This window comes from Streptomyces sp. NBC_01474, assembly GCF_035918215.1.
Taxonomy (GTDB): Bacteria; Actinomycetota; Actinomycetes; order Streptomycetales; family Streptomycetaceae; genus Streptomyces; species Streptomyces aureus.
On the sequence record NZ_CP109449.1, the window covers coordinates 3,616,354 to 3,636,143 of the forward strand.

At 70.4% G+C, this 19,790-nt stretch carries 13 protein-coding genes and 1 pseudogene; 3 read left to right on the forward strand and 11 right to left on the reverse strand.

What is annotated here, in order from left to right:
• Positions 1 to 387 precede the first annotated feature (387 nt).
• Positions 388 to 618 (forward strand): DUF7455 domain-containing protein, encoded by a 231-nt coding sequence (locus tag OG758_RS16730; RefSeq protein WP_326710755.1) that lies wholly within the window; start codon positions 388 to 390, stop codon positions 616 to 618.
• A gap of 124 nt (positions 619 to 742) precedes the next feature.
• Here the strand turns inward: OG758_RS16730 and OG758_RS16735 are convergent, their stop codons facing one another.
• The 8 genes and pseudogenes from OG758_RS16735 to OG758_RS16765 all read right to left on the reverse strand — a co-directional run bounded on the left by OG758_RS16735 (position 743) and on the right by OG758_RS16765 (position 14,603).
• Positions 743 to 1,573 carry a S1 family peptidase gene (locus OG758_RS16735; protein ID WP_326710756.1) on the reverse strand — a complete coding sequence of 277 codons (831 nt, stop codon included), beginning with the start codon at positions 1,571 to 1,573 and terminating at the stop codon, positions 743 to 745.
• A gap of 154 nt (positions 1,574 to 1,727) precedes the next feature.
• Positions 1,728 to 3,263 carry an RNA polymerase sigma factor gene (locus tag OG758_RS16740; protein ID WP_326710757.1) on the reverse strand — a complete coding sequence of 512 codons (1,536 nt, stop codon included), beginning with the start codon at positions 3,261 to 3,263 and terminating at the stop codon, positions 1,728 to 1,730.
• Positions 3,264 to 3,717: 454 nt separating this feature from the next.
• On the reverse strand, positions 3,718 to 4,605 hold the full coding sequence (locus OG758_RS16745) for a FadR/GntR family transcriptional regulator (protein WP_326710758.1): 888 nt from the start codon (positions 4,603 to 4,605) through the stop codon (positions 3,718 to 3,720).
• A gap of 162 nt (positions 4,606 to 4,767) precedes the next feature.
• The gene (locus OG758_RS16750) at positions 4,768 to 6,783 is read right to left on the reverse strand and encodes an ABC transporter ATP-binding protein (RefSeq protein ID WP_326710759.1); all 2,016 of its coding nucleotides are present in this window, start codon (positions 6,781 to 6,783) and stop codon (positions 4,768 to 4,770) included.
• A 190-nt stretch (positions 6,784 to 6,973) separates the two neighbouring features.
• Positions 6,974 to 7,735, reverse strand: a complete 762-nt coding sequence (locus OG758_RS16755) for an NUDIX hydrolase (RefSeq protein ID WP_326710760.1) — start codon at positions 7,733 to 7,735, stop codon at positions 6,974 to 6,976.
• Between the two features lie 119 nt (positions 7,736 to 7,854).
• Complete coding sequence (locus OG758_RS49065) at positions 7,855 to 9,774, reverse strand: glycogen debranching N-terminal domain-containing protein (protein ID WP_442810428.1); 1,920 nt, start codon at positions 9,772 to 9,774, stop codon at positions 7,855 to 7,857.
• Between the two features lie 1,254 nt (positions 9,775 to 11,028).
• Positions 11,029 to 12,051, reverse strand: a pseudogene (locus OG758_RS49070) (DUF4192 domain-containing protein); the annotation flags it as partial.
• 392 nt (positions 12,052 to 12,443) lie between these two features.
• Entirely contained in the window at positions 12,444 to 14,603 is a 2,160-nt protein-coding gene (locus tag OG758_RS16765) for a RecQ family ATP-dependent DNA helicase (RefSeq protein WP_326710762.1), read from the reverse strand.
• Between the two features lie 407 nt (positions 14,604 to 15,010).
• Between OG758_RS16765 and OG758_RS16770 the strand changes: the two genes are divergently transcribed.
• Positions 15,011 to 15,652 (forward strand): hypothetical protein, encoded by a 642-nt coding sequence (locus OG758_RS16770; RefSeq protein ID WP_326710763.1) that lies wholly within the window; start codon positions 15,011 to 15,013, stop codon positions 15,650 to 15,652.
• A 120-nt stretch (positions 15,653 to 15,772) separates the two neighbouring features.
• Here OG758_RS16770 and OG758_RS16775 read toward each other — a convergent pair whose 3' ends face one another.
• The 3 genes from OG758_RS16775 to OG758_RS16785 form a co-directional block, all read right to left on the reverse strand.
• Positions 15,773 to 16,438, reverse strand: a complete 666-nt coding sequence (locus OG758_RS16775) for a hypothetical protein (RefSeq protein ID WP_326710764.1) — start codon at positions 16,436 to 16,438, stop codon at positions 15,773 to 15,775.
• A 67-nt stretch (positions 16,439 to 16,505) separates the two neighbouring features.
• Positions 16,506 to 17,207, reverse strand: coding sequence for a ribonuclease HII (locus OG758_RS16780; protein ID WP_326710765.1), 702 nt, complete (start codon positions 17,205 to 17,207; stop codon positions 16,506 to 16,508).
• A gap of 175 nt (positions 17,208 to 17,382) precedes the next feature.
• Complete coding sequence (locus OG758_RS16785) at positions 17,383 to 18,006, reverse strand: TetR/AcrR family transcriptional regulator (RefSeq protein ID WP_326710766.1); 624 nt, start codon at positions 18,004 to 18,006, stop codon at positions 17,383 to 17,385.
• 137 nt (positions 18,007 to 18,143) lie between these two features.
• Between OG758_RS16785 and OG758_RS16790 the strand changes: the two genes are divergently transcribed.
• Positions 18,144 to 19,718 carry an MFS transporter gene (locus OG758_RS16790; protein WP_326710767.1) on the forward strand — a complete coding sequence of 525 codons (1,575 nt, stop codon included), beginning with the start codon at positions 18,144 to 18,146 and terminating at the stop codon, positions 19,716 to 19,718.
• The last annotated feature ends 72 nt before the right edge of the window (positions 19,719 to 19,790 follow it).

A 19,790-nucleotide genomic window follows, 5' to 3' on the forward strand; every position in this document is an offset into this window, starting at 1 on the left:
CTTCGGTCGCCGCTCAGAGGGTACCGAGGCCTGGTAGAGCCGTTGTAACGCAACCCTCGCCTCCGCCCAGACTAGTCCAGCATCGTATGCGTGTTCGATCCCTCGATGGGGTGAAGCACACATCACGTTCCCTTCGGCGCATGAACCATTTAGGCTCCGGGCACGTCCTCATGAACAACCGACAAGCCAGTCGGCGAGGACCGACCCTGACGGAACGCGCGAACCCGTAAGACACGTAAGACACGTAATACGGCACATTCGCCGCCAACCGGCAGCAGACAGCCCCTCGGAAAGATTTTTCGAGGAAAAGCCACGAGCGGGAACGTTTTCGGCCTGGTTGGATGTTGACCCTGGTACGACAGCTCGTCGAGCTAGAGAAGAGGCGACGTGACTACTGTTCTGACCCCCGCGAGCCCACTGACGGCCGCTGACCGCTGTGACCGTTGCGGCGCCCAGGCATATCTGCGCGTCGTGCTCCTCAGCGGTGGTGAACTGCTCTTCTGCGCCCACCATGGTCGCAAGTTCGAGCCGGAACTCAAGAAGATCGCCGCTGAGATACAGGACGAGACGGAGCGCCTGACCGACGCTCCGGTAAGCGCCGAAACCGAGGAACGCTGACGCCTCGCACAACGACGAGCCAGCTCCGGCCCGGGCCGGTGATCGGGCGGCCATCCCTGCACCACAGGGGGGCCGCCCGTCCTCGCATCAGCACGACATATGCCCATGAGGCGCCCTGAGGGCGTCAGACAGGCTTCGGCATGACACGCATGGCCTCCGACACCCGGGCGTAGACGCCAGGGGTCCCAGGGCGCCCACAGCCGCTCCCCCAAGACACGAGCCCGATCAGACGCCCGTGTGCCACGAGAGGGCCGCCGCTGTCTCCCTGGCAGGCATCCCGCCCGCCCTGCGGCTTCCCCGCGCACAGCATCGTGCGAGCTAGGAACCTTCCTTCGGAGTTGCCCGGATAGGCCGCCTCGCACGCGGAGTCACCGAGGACCTGCACGTCCGCTGCCCGCAGCGTGTTCTGGTAGTCACCGGCCCCCGTGGTGTCGCCCCAGCCGTAGACCGCGGCGTCGGTCCCGGCCGCGTACGCAGAGTCCCCCGCCCCCGCCATCGGGATCACGTACCTCTCGGGCAGCGGCGCCTTCAGCGTGATGACCGCCACATCACCGGAGTTGGTTTCGGGGTCGTAGTCGGGGTTGACCCAGGTGCGGCGAACGGGGATCTCAGCACCGGACTCGGTCCGCAGGTCGTCACGCCCCGCAATGACCTTGAGGTCACCCACGGCGCGCACCGCGGCGCCCAGGACCTCGGGACTCAGGCAGTGGGCGGCTGTCATGACGGTCGACCGCCCGACCACGACGCCCCCGCAGAACTGACCGGACCGGGTACCCCCGAACCGGTCACGACTGGAGAGCGCCACCATCCACGGGCTGTCGGCCACCCGGACCGACCGGCCTCCGATGACGATACTGTCCGCGGCCGAAGGGGCGGGGGAAGCCAGGGGCAGCAAGGCCGCCGCCGCCAGCAGGACAGGCGCCCGGAACAGCGTTCGGGCGAAGGGACGACGCATTCGGTGTCCTCACTCTGAGTGGTATCGACACACCCAGCGTGAGTGAACCTCGTGCGTCATGCATATGAGCACATCGAAGGGCCCGGCCCCCTGAGGGGAGCCGGGCCCTTCGATGACGCACCCACCGCCCGGACCGGTCCGGGCGGTCGCGCTTCTAGTCCAGGTAGTCGCGCAGGACCTGCGAACGCGACGGGTGGCGCAGCTTCGACATCGTCTTGGACTCGATCTGACGGATCCGCTCACGCGTGACGCCGTAGACCTTGCCGATCTCGTCGAGGGTCTTCGGCTGACCGTCGGTGAGACCGAAACGCATCGAGACGACGCCCGCCTCGCGCTCCGAAAGGGTGTCGAGGACGGAGTGCAGCTGCTCCTGGAGGAGCGTGAAGCTGACCGCGTCGGCCGGCACGACCGCCTCGGAGTCCTCGATGAGGTCACCGAACTCACTGTCGCCGTCCTCACCCAGGGGGGTGTGGAGGGAGATCGGCTCGCGGCCGTACTTCTGGACCTCGATGACCTTCTCCGGGGTCATGTCGAGTTCCTTGGCCAGCTCCTCCGGGGTGGGCTCGCGGCCCAGGTCCTGGAGCATCTGACGCTGCACGCGCGCGAGCTTGTTGATGACCTCGACCATGTGCACCGGGATACGGATGGTGCGGGCCTGGTCGGCCATGGCGCGGGTGATGGCCTGACGGATCCACCAGGTGGCGTACGTGGAGAACTTGTAGCCCTTGGTGTAGTCGAACTTCTCGACCGCGCGGATCAGACCGAGGTTGCCCTCCTGGATCAGGTCCAGGAAGAGCATGCCGCGGCCGGTGTAACGCTTGGCCAGGGAGACCACCAGACGGAGGTTGGCCTCCAGGAGGTGGTTCTTGGCGCGGCGGCCGTCCTCGGCGATGATCTCCAGCTCGCGCTTGAGCTTCGGCGCGAGCTTGTCGGCGTTGGCGAGCTTGTCCTCGGCGAACAGGCCGGCCTCGATGCGCTTGGCGAGCTCGACCTCCTGCTCGGCGTTGAGCAGCGGGACCTTACCGATCTGCTTCAGGTAGTCCTTGACGGGGTCGGCGGTGGCGCCGGCCGCGGCGACCTGCTGCGCGGGCGCATCGTCCTCGTCCTCGTCGGACAGGACGAAGCCCTGCGCGCCCTCCTCGCCGGGCTCGCCTTCGGCCTTGGCCGTACCGGGGGTCTCCTCGGTGGCCTCGTCGTCGACCTCGTCGTCCTTCTTGCCGGTCTTCTTCGCCGTCGCCTTCTTGGCGACGGTCTTCTTCGCGGCGGCCTTCTTGGCCGTCGTCTTCTTGGCTGCGACCTTCTTTGGTTCGGCGTCCTCAGCCTCGGCCTCGACGGCCGGGGACTCGGGGGTGGCCGTGGCAGCGACCTTCTTCGCCGTGACCGTCTTGGCGGCGACGGTCTTGGTGGCGGTGCGCTTGACAGGGCTCTTAGCTGCGACGCTCTTGCGGGGGCGCTTCGGCTCCGCGGCACTGACCATCAGCGTCACACCCTCTTCCTCGAGGATCTGGTTGAGGCTGCGCAGAACGTTCTTCCACTGAGTGGCCGGAATCTGGTCGGCCTCGAAGGCACGGCGCACGTCGTCGCCGGCGATCTGGCCATCAGCCTTTCCCCGCTCAATGAGCGCCATGACAGAGACGGACTCGGCGATCTCCGGCGGGAGCGTACGGGATGTGCTGGCCGACACGAACAACCTCTCGGAACGTTGGAAAACGGCTTCCGGCCCCGTCCTGTGAGGACCGGAGCCGACGACCGCCGGCTTGGGGATGGGCCGACGGCGCGGGCGGGGCCGGGGAGATGCACAGCGCCGAACGCGGCGGCTGTATTCCCTCCTCGGCTGTCACCTCTTAGGTCATCGCGCTGTTCCGAGGAGCGTTACGCCCAATCTGCGTGGCCCGAGTCACACCCCGTAAGCGGTCAAAAACTAATACATACGGTCAAACATGGCCACTCTTCTGGTACCCAGCACGACCCGGCGGAACCCATGGTCCACGCATGTGTCGCCGGATCGCGCCGGGTCCCGAGGGGATCAGGCGCGATCCGGCGACACATGCGGAACAGATGGTGGGCGCATCCGGACCGTGAGGTGCATCGAGCACCGAGGGCCTGCGCCGAGGCGCCGGATCACCGGATCGCCGAGAAACGCGTCAGTGCTCGCGGGGCGCGGGGACCACACGTTCTACATCGGGGTGGACGGTGAGCAGCTGGCGCATGGCCGCCTCCGCGCCCGTGCCGTCGCCCGCGGCGAGGGCGTCGGCGATCCGGCCGTGGTGCGCGACAGCCACCTCGTTCGGGCGGTCGCAGCCCGTGACGGGTCCCCCGGAGACCTGGAGGGCGGCGGAGACGATGCCGGACAGGTGCTCGAGCATGCGGTTGCCCGCGAGCTGGATGAGCAGGGAGTGGAACTCGGCGTCGGCGCGGGCGAACGTGATCGGGTCGCCCTGCCCCAGGGCGTGCCCCATGATCTCGACCATGTCGGTGAGCCGCTGCTGGACGTCCTCACGGCCGTGTCCGGCCGCGAGCCGCGCGGCGAGGGGCTCGATCGTCCAGCGCAGCTCGTTCAGCTCGCGGCGCTGGTCGTCGCGCTGCGGACCGAAGGCGCGCCATTCGATGATGTCCGGGTCGAGCAGGTTCCAGTCACTGACGGGGCGGACGCGGGTGCCGACATTGGGGCGGGCGCTGACCAGGCCCTTCGCCTCGAGGACGCGGAGCGACTCGCGGACGACGGTGCGGGACACCTCGAATCGCTGGCCGATCTCCTCAGGCACGAGCGGGCGGTCCGCACCGAGGTCCCCAGAAACGATCATCTGGCCCAGCTGCTGGACGAGTTGGCCGTGCAGGCCGCGTCCGCGGCTACCGGCGGCCCGCCGCCCCATCCGGCCGAGGTCCTGGTCCGCGACATCCCACACAGGGGCGCCCACACGGTCGGCGCCGTGCGCCTCCCCATAGGGGTAACGGTCGAGTTCGCCCGGGCCGGCCAGGCCGGAGTCGGCGGAGCGGGCGGCGGTCATCATGGTGTGCGCAAGGGTACTCACGGATCTGTTGTCGGCGCCGTCCCCAAGTCCCTTGAGGTCTTTGGTGAAAAGCACACGAAAGGGTGATCGCTTACCCCGTCGCAATTGACGCCTTATCGGACGGAAATGAGCGCTCCTCGGGGAGTTGTGCGCGAGGCCGGACCAGAAGGCGCCTGACGGACGTCATCGAGCCCTGGGACGCAGCACTGTGAGCAGATAAGCGCAGAGCAGAGCGGTCAGCGACAACATCAGCGCACTGCCCACAGGTTGGGCGATCATCCGCAGTCCCGCGGCCAGAAATCGCTCCGCCCCGAACGGCCAGTGCACGAGCGCCAGATCACGAAGCCTCGACGGAAGTCCCGCCGCCGTTCGCACAGATGGTCCTTCCAAGGCCTTCTGTACTAGGGGCACGACGAGGACCGGAACGGCGAGTACAGCGGCCAGCCCGGCCGTCGTGGACCGGAAGACACCCGCGGCCAGCACCCCTGCCCAGGCGCAGCCCACGACGAGCGCCAGCCAACTCGCGCTCGTCGAAAGCCAGTCTGCGGGAACCTTGGTGAGCTCTTCTCCGTATACAAGGTGGAGCAGCACCGCGTCGGAGGCGACGACGAGGAAGGCCAGCGAGACGGCGATGGCCGCTGCGACAACGAGTTTCGCGCAAAGAAGCCCCAGGCGACGGGGGACGGTGCCACGGTCGGCGGCGAGCGCGGGGTGACGGAACTCGTCGCCGAACGCGAAGGCGCCGAGCAGCCCCGCGCCCAGGGCAGCCGGCGGAAGCGGTAGCTCCTGGGGCCAGGCGGCCAGCAGGTGCGCCTGCGAGGTGTGACCGGTCCGCGCGAGCAGAACGGCGACGATCGCGGAGGCGACGAGGACGGCAGCCGCAGTGAGGTAACCGGTGGCGATACCGGTCGCCCGGCGCACCTCGTAACGCAGCGGACGGAGCGGGCTGGGTGCGGGGTGGATCGTGATGGGGGGTGGGAGGGGGGAGGGAGGAGGGGCGGGGGCGGGGGCGGGGCCTGAGCGAGTTCTGGACACCGGGGGGCCCGGTTCGTCGGACGGCGGCGCCGAGGCCGAGGAGGAGGCGCCGCCAAGGTCCGCGTCGGCGGGGAGCGGCACGAAGGTGCCCATGGACTGCGGGGGTTCCTGAGCGGAGGGAGCGTTTGCCTGCGCCAGCGCCGACGGTGCGGCGGTTTCTTCCGACGGCTCCATGGCGAGAAGAGGCGTGTCCGCCACGGACGACGCATCCGCGACTGTCGACTGGAGCACGATCGGCTCCGCTTCCCGAACTTCTTCAGTGCGCGCCCGCGCCGGAACGCTCACCGCAGGCCCCGCATCCCCGACCTCGTCTGCGAGTTGGTGGACCAGGATGCTGTGGCGGAATGCGGTTTCGCCGATGTCCGCGCAGTTACTGCCGTATACGGAGAGCCGGTTGCCGTCCTCGTTCACGACCTCGACGGAACGCTGCGTCGCGCGCGCTTCCTTGGCCAGCAGGACACCGAGCCGGGCCGCATGTGGGCTGCGGACGGCGACGCGGGGGCGCAGCCTGGTACGGGAGAAGTCCGCGACGCCCTGGTCCGCGATGACGCGTCCCGCCTCCAGGGTGACCACGCGGTCAGCCGTCCGCGCCGCTTCCTTGGCATCGTCGGTGGTGAAGAGCACGGTGCCGCCGAGCGACGCGTGGGCCCGCAGGATGCCGTGCAGCCACTTGCCCTCGCGCGCCGAGAGGCCGTCTGCGGGTCCGTCGAGGACGAGCGTGTGCGGATCCGCGAGAAGCGCGCAGGCGAGGCCGAGGCGCCGGTCCATGCCTCGCGAGAGCGTGCCGAGACGCTGCTCACGCAGGCTGACGATGCCGACGACTTCGAGGACCTCGTCCGCACGCTGCACCGGCACGCCTGCGGCCGCGCACAACATACGCAGCTGTCCGCGTACGGTGCGGGACGGATGACCCTGGACCTCGCCGAGCAACACGCCGACTTCTTGGGAGGGATGGGGGATGCGGTGCAGGGGGCGGCCTCTGAAATGCGTGATTCCACGGCCTTGTTGGAGTTCGAGCATCAGCCGGACCGCCGTCGTCTTGCCGGACGCGCGGGCGCCGAGCAGCGCCGTGACGCGACCCGTCGGCGCCTCGAAGGACACGTCGTCGACAGCGGGAGGGAGCTCCTGGCGGGGATTGCTTGTCAGTCCGAAGGCCTGGATCATCGCTTCTCTCGCAGGATGTGCGACCGCTCGGCGGCCAGGGCCCGTCCGCCGAGCGGGGACGGACGAACCCCGTGGGTACCACAGCAAGATAACCCGACATTTCTGACTTTTCGGGCAGGGTGGGGCCTCGGGTGTCACCTGCGCGGCGCGGGCGGGCAGAGCCCGGAGGTCAGGCCCTGTCAGCTCCGGGTCACACCTCGGGGCGCAACATCGGCGGGTTGAGCAGCGTCGCGCCCCCCGCCCGGAAGAGCTGGGCCGGCCTGCCGCCCTGGCGGGTTGTGGTCCCGCCGGTGGGCACGAGGAAGCCCGGGGTGCCCGTCACCTTGCGGTGGAAGTTGCGCGGATCGAGCGCGACGGCCCACACCGCCTCGTACACGCGCCGCAGCTCACCGACCGTGAACTCGGGCGGGCAGAAGGCCGTGGCGAGTGACGAGTACTCGATCTTCGAGCGGGCGCGCTCCACGCCGTCCGCCAGGATCTGCGCATGGTCGAACGCAAGGGGTGCCGCCTGCTCACCCTCGCGCCCGTACCCGCTCTGGTTCAGCAGGTCCTCCACGGGCGCCCAGCGCGCACTGTGCGCGTCGCCGCCCGCACGCGGTGCCGGCAGATCCGGCGCCAGGGCCAGATGAGCGACGCTGACCACGCGCATACGAGGGTCACGTTTGGGGTCGCCGTAGGTGGCCAGCTGCTCCAGGTGCGCGCCGCCGACCTGGTCCGGGTCCGCGGGATCATGGGCACAGAGCCCGGTCTCCTCGATCAGTTCGCGCGCCGCGGCCGACGACAGGTCCTCGTCGTCCCGGACGAAGCCGCCGGGGAGTGCCCAACGCCCCTGGAACGGCGGTTCGCCTCGCCGCACCGCGAGCGCACAGAGCGCGTGACGGCGCACGGTCAGCACGACCAGGTCGACGGTGACTGCGAAGGGCGGGAAGGCCGACGGGTCGTAGGGCGACATGCCGCGATCATAGTCGTCTTCCTGACGATAAACACTCCCTTCGCGATCGTCGATCAAGGCCTTCTTCGGAGCCCCCGAGGTGGGACCCCGGCGATCTTCCGAACTCACGTCCGCGCCGGTCACACCCCCAACTGCAGCCCGTCGGCCGCCTCCTCGACCATGGCGAGACCGAGCCTGCTGACCCGCACCGAGAACGGGGCGCCCGCGACCCGCAGCCCGGCCAGTCCGATCTCCCCCAGGGGTGCGCTGCGCATCGGTCTGAGCGTCACCGTCCCGGCAGGCGCGTCCGGCCGGATCCCGACGAGGGCGGTGAGGAGCTGCACCCCTGACGCCGCGGCGGTGGCCGCGGGTCTGCAGGCGGCCGGATGCGGAAGCGGGGCACCCCCTTCGGAACGCTGCTCCCCCGCGTACATCTCGGGTAGCCGGAACCCGAAGGCCTCGGCCGCGGACAGGACGCCCCGCAGCAGCGAGCTCGACTCCTTCTCGTAGCCCGCAGCGGCCAAGCCGCCCACGGCCAGCGCCGTCTCCTGCACCCGCACGGCTCCGCCACGGTGCCCGAACGGGTTGTACGACGCCTCCCGTACGCCCAGGCTGCGCAGACCCCACCCCGAGTCGAGCGCCGGACCGCCCAGGAGCCGCGCGAGCTGTTCCGTCTGCACCTTGTCGAGGAGGCCCGGCGCCATCAGACCGCCGCCGAGCAGACCTGTGTCGAGGAGGTGGGCCGCGGCGCTGCCCAGGTGAGGTAGGAGTCGCCCGTCAGGCGTGCGGGCGGCGGCGGGCCGGCCGCCTCCACGGTCCTCGGCCCAGAAGTCCTCCCTGAACCTCGTCCGCAGCGCTTCAGCCCACTGGCGCAGTTCCACGGCGCCGGGTCGGCCATGGGCGTCGAGGAGATCCGCGCCGAGCAGAGCGGCCCGGTGGGCGTTCGCCTGGGTCTCACAACGCAATGGCCCTCCGGGGCCGGGGTCCGCCAGGTACGCCCCGTCGCCGACGGCGGCCCGCAGCCACTGCAGGCAGCGCTCCGCCGTGGGCAGCAGCTCTGCGACTTCCTGCTCGGGAAGGCCCCAGCGTCTCGCCTCCGCGAGGAGCGCCGGAAACAGGAGCGTCGCTTCGGTTCCGGTGCAGCCGGGAGGCAGATGCGGGCCGGCGTCTCTCAGCGGGCCGGAAATCATCCCCGACTCCCGTCCCGTTCCCGAGAGTTGGGTCCGAGCGAGGGCCCTGAGCGTGCCCGCGGCCAACCGCGTCCCCAGAGGGAGCGCCATCCGCGCGGCCGCCAACGCCTCGGCCGGAGCCAGACCGCAGCGCCAGGGCGCGCCGGCGGCGAAGTAGAGGTCTGAGGGGTACGCCGGGTCGCGCAGCAGCAGTGCGTGCAGGTCCTCTGCGCAGGTTCTCAGCAGCGGGCCCACTCGTGCGTCGTCCCCAGCCGATTCCGCCGCGGCTAGCGGGCGTACGGTGCCATGCCCTACCGGCCTGCTCGCCGCCCCGCCCTCGGCCCGTACCCGTAGTTCGACACTCCAGGTGCCGCCCGGAGGCAGATCGAACTCCCAGCGCAGCAGCCCGGCGGAGGCGAGGGCGTCGCAGGGTGGCGGGGTGGCGGTGACGACGGCGTGACCTGCCGACGACGACCACCGCATGCCGGAGTCGTGGACGGTGGCGGACAGTTCACGCCCCGGCCGTCCGGCCGCCACCGCGCCCAGCTCGGCCAGATCCGTACCGAGTGCGACCTCGACCGGTAGTCGCAGCGGTCGGGTGGCCGAGCTGCGCAGCGTGATCCGCTCCGTGCCGTCGGCATGCCGGATCCGTTCGACCATGATGTCCGGGTCGGGTCCGCCGTCCACGACAGGTCTCAGCGTCGCCACGAACCGGGCCCGGTCGGCGGCGACCATGCGGGCCTGCACCGCGATCGGCTCGCGCCCCGCCACGCGGAGCAAGCAGCGCGACAACAACCGGCGCCCCGCACGGTAGACCCCCTCCAGTCCGTCGCCCGTCAACTGCCCTTGCTGCGAGGAGATCGCGAGCGAGGGCAGCGCCACGCAGATCAGCGTCGTATGTGCCGGCGGCAGCTCCGCGGAGCGCCGGGGAGCGGGGGTGTTCGCGCGACCGGCGTGCGCAGGTGGCGGCGGAACATTGCGGGTAGCGGGTCGAGCCGGAGCCGGATCTTTGCGGCGGGCGGGGGAGAGCGCTGAGGAGATCGCCGACGCCACTGCTTGAGCGGATGGCGCTCCCGCGACGACGGTTGGCGGTCCCGCGGTCTCGGATGGCGCACCCAGACCCAACGCCGCGGACACCGCTCCAACGGGCGCGGTCGATGCCCCAGCCGGTGGAGGAGGCGAGGTCCCCACGGCGATTCCACGGGCCTGGCCCTCACCTCCGACGTGGCGGTCGACGAACGAGTCCTCCAAAGGGCTCTCGGAGGAGCCCTTGAACGAGTCTTCGGGCTCCGGCGCTCGTGCGGCTGAAGGCATCACCGCCGCCTCGCCCCCGGACGACCAGTGGCACCGGTCTCGCACGGAGGGACGCCGACACCTGGTGGGGCGTCCTTCTCCAGGGCGAGCGCCACGGGGACGGCGCAGGTCAATACGGCGGACACGCTCGACGACGCGGGGGACGGCATGGGGTGGCTCCTTCCGTGCTGGGCGCGCGCGAGGCGCCGATGGCGCTCCGAAGGGTCGGCGGGGAGACGGCGCCGCGGCCCGGTCAGAGGCTGTGCCACAGAGGTGAACGGGCCTGCCCCACCCCAGGTCACGCCCGCGGCGCAGGAAGCCGAGCAGCCGAAGCCCCATGCCTGTCCCCGACTCCCCCGCCCCGGTCGGTGCCCGCTCGGCCACAGAGGCGGGCTCACGGGACCTGCGCCACGAGTCGGTACTCATCCGTCCCGCCTCGTCCCCTGCCGACCCACGCGGCGACGCCCCTGCGGTCGCCGGGGCGCATGGCCCGGCCCGGGAAGGTCCCTTGCCCGCACCTGCACGACGCGATCCGCGCCGGCGCAGAGCGGCCTCCAGGGCCCGCGTCACCCGATCCTCGGCCGGTTCCCGAGAGTTCTCGGCACTCGGCCGCCCAGGGGATCCTGCGCCCTTACGGCCGGCGGCGCCGTCGCCGTTGACACAGGCATCGGCACCGGTTCCCGCACCTGCCGCCGCTCCTGCCCCGGCTCCGGCAACGGCCCTCTCCGAATTCGCCTCGGACGGCGTCGCGCCCCGCTCGTCCCGTGTCTTGCGCAGGCTGCGCCGCACCGGCTCCGGATCCAGGTCCGCGCTGCACGCCTCCATGAGGAGCCGGGCGAAGACGTACCGGGGATCCGCGGCCAGAGCCATGTCCAACGCCTCGCCGGCCTCCACGCGGTCACCCAGGGACCACGCGACCCAGCCGGCGAGCGTCAGCGGCGCCGCAGCGTGCTCGCCGTACGGGCCCACGCAGCGCCGGGCCAGAGCTCGCCAGAGGCGCAGAGCCAGCGGCGCCTCATCGCCCTCCATCCACTCGGCCGCGTGATCCCGGGTCAGCCGGTCCTGGAGGCCGAGGATCAACCTGGCCGCCTCGTCGTGCGCGAGCTGCTCGTCGTCCCTGAGATCCGTTTCCAGTGTGTCGTCAGCGGTCGGCCGGTGCCCGAAACGGCTCCAGACCCGCCGTGCGAGATCGAGCGTCTCGTCCGCGACCTCGGCGCGCGGGGCTCCGGCGAGAATCCTGGGGACGAGAGCCATGGCCGCGGCGTCCAGCGCGTGCTCCTGTTGTGGCACGGCCGCCGTCTGCCATGGCGTGAGCCGGGCCCTCACCTCCCTTAGCGGGCGCCGCACTTGGATGCCCGCATAAGTCATCGCGGCCGCCGTGACGGACGTACCGGTCGCGGCCAGAGGTGTGCCGTCGGGCGGGCAGCACTCCTCGACCGGACAGCTGTACGACCAGAAGTGATCGTCGGAGATGCAGAGGGCCTCGACCACAGGCACATCGAGGCGGCCGCACCCCAAACGCAGCATCTGTGCCAGCGGTTGCAGGCGCTCCATGATCTGCCGCCCGGTCTCGGTGGTCTTCGGATCCCGGCACAGGAACGCAACGATGCCGTCAGGCGTTCCGTCCTTGCGCTCGCATCCGCTGATCAGGCACTTGGCCATCTCTTCCGCGACGGATGGCCAGTCGCCGGGGCGCTCGGGGATTCCGAGTCGCACGCGACCGCCGAAGCGTCCGCGGTGCAGGGCGACGAGCACGATGCTGTCCTCGGGCTTGAACCCGAGCAAGTACGGGAGCGCTTCGGCCAGTTCGGACGGGTTGCGCAGGGTGATCTGTTCCGTGCCGGGTGCGCCGGCTGCTTCGCTGTGATTCGTCATGAGACGACCATGGCGCGAATCTCAAGATTCCGTTTTGACCTGTGGATAACCCGGATCAGGGACACGACAGGAGTTGTCCACAGGCCAGGCGGGTCACTCGCGTGAAGCGACCCATCAGGTCATGCTTGTCCCGGGCGAGTTGGCCGTTGTCGACGGGAGGGCCCGGCGCCCGCCGGTGCGACGGGTGACGGGGAGGCTTCGAGGTCGAGTCACCCAATGCCGGTTGCAACAAGCGCTGCTGGGCACGGCACCTCGGTCCAGGACGCCGACGCCGACGCCGGGTCAGCGGCAGGACACAGGCGGAAACTTCAGGTGTGAGGCACACACCGAAGCCAGGCGAGGTCCCCCGCCCTTGTGGTCGGGTGAGGCTCAGCCCTGAGTGGTCACATGCCTCAGCCCGCCGCAGCCAGGACCAACGGCAGGACCTGCTCGCTCCCTGCCTTCCGGAGCAGCCGCGCAGCGACCGCGAGGGTCCAGCCGGAGTCCGTGTAGTCGTCCACGAGCAGGACGGGGCCGGGAGCGCCGGCCAGGGCGGCGGCCAGGTCGTCAGGAACGGTGAAGCTGCCTGACAGCGCCCGGAGGCGCTGGGCGGAATTGCTGCGGCGTACCGGGTGTACGTCCACCGGCCCCGTGTACGCCAGCGTGCCCAGGAGGGGGAGGCGGCCGACGGTCGCGATTCCCTGGGCGAGCGAACCGACCAGTTGCGGCCGGGTCAGGGACGGCACGGCGACAACTCCCACCGGTCGGGCAGAGGCGTCCGGAACAGTCGGCGCCCAGCCCCCGGGCGAGCGCGCCCAGTCGGCGATGACTGCCACCGCAGCCTTCAGGACGTCGTCGGGGACGGGCCCGTCGGGCGCGTTCTCGGCCAGCAGCGGGCGGAGTCGGTTGCCCCAGCCGATGTCCGAGAGCCGCCCCAGGGCGCGCCCGGTGGAGCACTGTTCCTTGGCCGGGATGCGCCCCTTGAGGTCGATGCCCAGTGCGGGCATCCCCGTCGGCCACATGCGGCGCGGCTCGACCTCCACCCCCGGGCGGTCCAGCTCCCTGGCCGCCCCCGTCAGCACCTCCGCCGAAACCGAGGAATCGGCCCAGGCCCCCGCGCAGTTGTCGCAGCGGCCACACGGAACCGCACCCTCGTCGTCCAACTGCTCACGCAGGAACTCCATCCGGCACTGGGACGTGCTCGCGTAGTCGCGCATGGCCTGCTGTTCGGTCGACCGCTGCTTGGCCACCCACGCGTAGCGCTCGGAGTCGTACACCCAGTCGGCCCCCGTGGCCGTCCAGCCGCCCTTGACGCGCTTGACCGCGCCGTCCACGTCCAGCACCTTCAACATCGACTCCAGGCGGCTGCGCCGAAGATCGACTGCCGCCTCCAGGGCGGGCACCGACAGTGGACGACCCGCACTCTCGAGGGCCGAGAGGGTCTGCCGTACCTGCGCCTCGGGCGGGAAGGCCGTATCGGCGAAGTAGCGCCAGATGGCCTCGTCCTCCTTGCCCGGCAGCAGCAGCACATCGGCGTGGGCCACGCCACGCCCCGCACGCCCCACCTGCTGGTAGTAGGCGATCGGTGAGGACGGCGAGCCTAGATGGATCACGAATCCCAGGTCCGGCTTGTCGAAGCCCATCCCCAGCGCGGAGGTCGCGACCAGCGCCTTCACCCGGTTCTCCTGGAGGTCGATCTCGGCCTGGAGCCGGTCGGCGTTCTCCGTCTTGCCCGTGTACGAGGCCACATTGAAGCCGCGCTGGCGCAGGAAGGCCGTGGCCTCCTCGGCCGCGGCCACCGTCAGCGTGTAGATGATGCCGGAGCCCTGAAGCTCGTCCAGGTGCTCGGCGAGCCAGCCCAGACGGTGCGCAGCGTCCGGCAAGCCGACGACGCCCAGGCGCAGGCTTTCCCGATCCAGGGGGCCGCGGAGCACCAGCGCTTCGCCGGCTCCCGTACCCAGCTGATCCGCGACGTCCGCCGTGACGCGCGCGTTCGCCGTCGCGGTGGTGGCCAGTACCGGCACACCGGCGGGAAGCTCGGCCAGCATGGCCCGCAGTCTGCGGTAGTCCGGCCGGAAATCATGGCCCCAGTCGGAGATGCAGTGCGCCTCGTCGACGACGAGCAGTCCCGTCGTGGCCGCGAGCTTGGGCAGGACCTGATCGCGGAAATCCACGGAATTGAGGCGTTCCGGACTCACGAGGAGGACGTCGGTCTCGCCGCGCTCGACCTCCTCGTAGATCGTGTCCCATTCCTCGGGGTTGGCCGAGTTGATGGTGCGCGCCTGGATGCCGGCCCGCGCCGCGGACTCGACCTGGTTACGCATGAGCGCGAGCAGCGGCGAGATGATCACTGTGGGACCGGACCCACGCCGCCGCAGCAAAGCCGTGGCCACGAAGTACACCGCCGACTTGCCCCAGCCGGTGCGCTGCACGACAAGAGCACGGCGACGCTCCTCGACCAGGGCCGCCACCGCCTGCCACTGATCCTCCCGAAGGCGTGCCGAACCCCCCGGATCGCCGACCAGCTCAGCGAGGATGGCGTCGGCTTCGGCACGCAGCTCCTGGTTACTCATGCCCCCATGCAACCCCACACCACTGACAACGGCCCAATCCCCCGCCGTGATGATCACCGCCGGCCCCCTCCACCCGGCCGCTCGGAGTGTGTCCCACCAGGCGCCGAGCTCTTCTTGATTCCATTCCCCGGGCGCCCGGATCAACGAGGTCGGGCGGTGTTACCGCTGGTCCTGGCCGTAAAGGCGTGATCCTGGCGTCGCAGGCGGCGGCATTGGGCAGGGATATAGCCGACGCTTCCCCAGATACCGGCCCCCGGCCTCAATTGCTCGTTGCCGCAAGCCAGTGCGAAGGGAAGAATTGGAGGCGCTCCCGCGCGGCTCGATCGTGGTCCGGTAGGGCTGTGCCGCGGTGCGCTCCCGCAGTCCGACCCCGCCCGCAGTGTGGGCGCGTAGCCGAAGGGAGGACCGTGACCTTCGGATTCGCTCCGTCCTCGGCGGCATCGTTGTCGACGTCATCGACGCGTGCCGATATGTCCGCCGACTCCGTCAACCAACTCGCCAGGATGCTCGAACCCGCGGAATGGGCCGCGGCGGGGATCCCGCTGCTGCGCAATCCGCGCGAGGTCGTCAGCGGTCTGCATGCCCGGCACCGCCCCAAGCCCCAGACGGCCGTCGTGGCCGTTCTCGATACGGAGGAGCGACTCAGGGCCAGCGCGTCGTTCACCCGGCGCGCGAGCGCGGCGGACGGCTGGGTTTTTCGCAACTCGCTGCTCACGCACCTGCGCCGGGTCATCCCGCACGACCTCCGACGCCGTACACCGGTGCGAACGGCCGTGCTGCTCTACTGCCGTGAGGGCGAAGCGCGTTGGACGGAGGAGGACGGTGCCTGGATGTGGGGGCTGCGGGATGCGTGCACACTTCACGGGCTGCGCTGCGGGGCGTACATCACCATGACACGGGACGGCTGGCAGGTACTCGGCGAAGGGCGCGGTGGCAGGCGCCCGAGCCTTGGATCGACGCCCGAAGCGTACGAGGGCGGCAGCGAGCCGCCACTGCCGCGCGCAGGAGGAGCCGCGTCGGAGGTACTGCGCCGCGCGGCTGCCCGCTGACAGCTGCCGCGGAAACGAGCCCTGCCGGCACGAGCCCCTGCCGACACGGGCCGCAGACACACGGCGCCGCCGGCCGCCCGCGGAACCGTCGAACGGTCCGGACAGCCGGCGCGCGGCGTGTCAGACTCCGGCACCCAGCAGGGAGTTGATCCGCTGCGGGTCGCCGCACACGATCAGCAGGGCGCCCGCCCGGCCGAGGGCGAGAGGCAGAGCGGTGGCGGCCGCCTCGTCGGCACCGCCGTTCAGTGCGACGACGACCACAGGCCGCTTCGAAGCGCGCTCGGCGGCCCCGGCGTCGGCGTAGAAGACGTCGTCACCGGCGTCGTGCTGCGCCCAGTAGGCGGTGTCGCCGAAGGACAGCTCGTGCGTGGCCCACGGGTGCGGGTCACCGGTGGTGATCACCAGCACCTCGCCGGGCGCGCGGCCCGAGTCGAGGAGCAGGTCGACGGCTTCCTCCGCGGCGTCCAGGGCACCCTCGACCGAAGCCGGGATCAGCTGGATCTGCGGCTGCTCGGTCGCGTCCGCCGGGGCGGGCGCGGCCGGCACGGCTGCAGGGGCGGCCGGAGCCGAAGGCCCCGGCTTGGCGGCGGACACCGACTCGCGCGACGTGCGCTGCGCGGGCGGCATCGGCCGTGCGGGGCCCGGGCGTCCGGGTCGCGGCGGCGCCGCGGGACGCGGGCCGGGTACGGGGCGGGGGGTCGGCGCGTTGCGGCCGCTGGGGGCCGAAGTGGCGCGGGGACCCTGGGCACTCTCGTGAATCTGAGACTCCTCGGGAAGGAGAGGCATGAGCTGATGTCTATCAAACGCCGGTGCGAGTGGCCCCGGCGGGTGGCACATGAGTGCGAACGGAAGATCAGAAGTCGAAGCCGAGCTGGCCTTCGATCTCCGGAACGTTTCCGTCCGCCCAGGTGCGGGCCTTCTTGAGATGCCGCCACTGGGGCAGCGCATCAAGATACGCCCACGTGAGCCGGTGGTACGGGGTGGGCCCCCGCTCCTCCAGCGCGGCCTTGTGGACCGGCGACGGATAACCGGCGTTGTCCGCAAAACCGAAGTCTGCATGTTCGATGCCCAGTTCGGCCATCATTTTGTCGCGCCGAACCTTGGCGATCACCGATGCCGCGGCGACGGCCACACAGGACCGGTCGCCCTTGATCACCGTACGGACCTGCCAGGGAGCGCCGAGGTAGTCGTGCTTGCCGTCGAGGATGACCGCGTCCGGACGGACCGGGAGAGCCTCAAGAGCGCGCCCCGCGGCGAGCCGCAGAGCGGCCGTCATCCCCAGCTCGTCGATCTCCTCGTGGGAGGCGTGCCCGAGAGCATGTGCCATCACCCAGCTCTCCAGCGTCTCGGCGAGCACATCGCGCCGCTTCGGGCTGATCAGCTTGGAGTCGGTGAGACCTTCGGGCGGTCGGCGCAGTCCGGTGACGGCGGCGCACACAGTGACCGGTCCCGCCCACGCACCGCGACCGACCTCGTCCACACCGGCGACGATCTTGGCTCCGGTGGTGGCGCGCAGTGAGCGCTCGACGCTGTGAGTAGGTGGTTCGTACGGCATGGCGCCGATAGCCTACGCCGCCTCACCCCCTCAGCGACACCCGGTACGACCAGCCGGTCTCCATAGGTGAGGCCGGTGGGGCAGGAACCTGCGGTTCACGGCCGACCGGACGGAGGCGCGGCCCCCGGCGCCAGGCCCGAATCCACAGCCCGCAAGCCGCCGGCGCCACCCCGCGTCACGCCCCCAGCGGCCGCAGCATCGGAACCATCACCTGATCGATCATCTCCGTGAGATCACGCTCGCCCCATTCGCTCGCGCACACCTTCGACCGGTACATCATCATCGCCGGGATGACATCGCAGACGTATGCGTCCGTGGCGCCGGAACGCACCTCTCCCCGCTCGATCCCACGGCGTACGACCTCCTTGATCAGCTCGACGCTCGGCTCGACGACACCCTCGAAGATCACCTCATGGAAGCGCTGGGCCGTCGCCGAGTCGCATTCGTGAAGAACCGACCGCAGAGCGAAGCCGGGGCGCGAGTACATCGCCTCACGCATCAGGCGGCACAGCTCGATCAGGTCCTCGCGGACGCTGCCGCGGTCCGGCGCTCCGTCGAGTCTGGGCAGCGCCGCCTGGAGGGCGTCCGCGACGAGCTCCTCCTTGGAAGGCCAGCGGCGGTAGACGGCGGCCTTGCCCGTCTGCGCCCCTGCGGCGACGCCTTCCATCGTGAGGGCGTTCCAGCCGACCGTACTGAGCTGCTCCAGCGCGGCCTCCAGGATGGCCCGCTCCAGCACAGGGCCACGCCGGCGCAGGGTGGCCGTCCGAGCGGGGGCGGCCGTCCGGCGCGAAGTATCCATCGTCTTCTCTCCGTTGGGGATCCGGGCATTCAAGGCAGCTTCTTCAGTGAACGGTTGCGTTCACTGATGGGGAGTCACTACCGTTCGGCTCGACAGTGAACGGTTGCGTTCACTAACGCACTTATGGGGGATCCATAGTGTCAACCTCTCAGTTAACTCAAGATCAGAAGCCGGACAAGGCGAGGAAGCCGGGAAGGGCACGGCGGGCGGGGCACCCCGGCATAGCCCTGGCGGTCATCGCGGCCTGCCAACTCATGGTGGTACTGGACGCGACGATTGTGAACATCGCGCTCCCCCACATTCAGGACGCGCTCAAATTCAGTACGACAGACCTCACTTGGGTCGTCAGCGCGTACACCCTCACCTTCGGTGGCCTGCTGCTTCTCGGCGGCCGCGCGGGAGACATCCTCGGTCGCCGCCGGGTCTTCATGTCCGGCATCCTGCTCTTCACGCTGGCCTCCCTGCTCGGCGGACTCGCCCAGGAACCCTGGCAGTTGCTGGCAGCCCGGGCCCTGCAGGGCGTCGGTGGCGCGATCGCGTCGCCCACCTCGCTCGCCCTCATCACCACGACGTTCCCCGAAGGCCCGGAGCGGAACCGCGCGTTCGGCGTGTTCGCGGCCGTTTCCGCGGGCGGCGGCGCCGTCGGCCTCCTCGCCGGCGGCATGCTCACCGAATGGCTCGACTGGCGCTGGGTGCTGTTCGTGAACGTACCCATCGGCATCCTCATCGCGGTACTCGCGCCGATGTACATCAATGAGTCCGAACGGCACCCGGGACGCTTCGACATCGCGGGCGCGCTCACCTCCACTGCGGGCATGGCCTCGCTCGTGTACGGCTTCATCCGCGCGTCGGAGGAGGGCTGGCGGGACAGCGTCAGCGTGGGCTCGTTCGCCGCCGCGGTGGTGCTTCTGCTCGCCTTCGCATTCATCGAGAGCCGGGCGAAGGAACCCATCACTCCGCTCAGGATGTTCGCCGACCGCAACCGCTCGGGCACCTACGTGATCATGCTAAGTCTGGCCGCGGCGATGTTCGGCATGTTCTTCTTCATCGTCCTGTTCGCACAGAACGTACTCGGCTACACGCCGATCGAGGCGGGCCTCGCCTTCCTCCCCGTGACGGTCGCGATCATCGTCGGCGCCGGTCTGTCCCAGCGACTGCTTCCGGTACTCGGCCCCAAGCCGTTCATGATGACCGGCGCGACACTCGTCCTGCTCGGCCTCGGCTGGCAGACATTCATCTCCCCCGACAGCTCGTACGTGGGTGGGGTGCTCGGCCCGATGCTGCTGTTCGGCCTCGGCATGGGGCTCAACTTCGTGACGCTCACCCTGACCGCCGTCTCCGGAGTCGCCCAGCACGAGGCCGGCGCGGCATCCGGGCTGCTCAACGCGACGCAGCAGGTGGGAGGTTCACTCGGCCTCTCCATCCTGACCACGGTCTTCGGCACGGCCAGCCGGAACGAGGCCAAGGACCAGATCCCGTCCTTCATGGCGCAGGCCACGCCCGAGCAGAAGGCGGAGTTCGCCAGGACCCAGCAGCTCCCGGCTCCCTGGGGTCACCAGGTCCTGGCCGAGGGCATCTCGACCGCATTCATTCCGGCCGCGGCGATGGCACTGCTGGCCCTGGTCGTCGCCACTCTGGTGATCCGTGTGCGCAAGAGCGACCTGGAAGCGCTCGCGGGTACCGCGGGTGCGGCCGGGCCGGCGGGCGGCTGACGGGGGGCCGCAAACCACGTGAAGTGGATGCCGGGCCGTCCCAGGTACCGAAGGCGGCCCGGCATCCGCCAC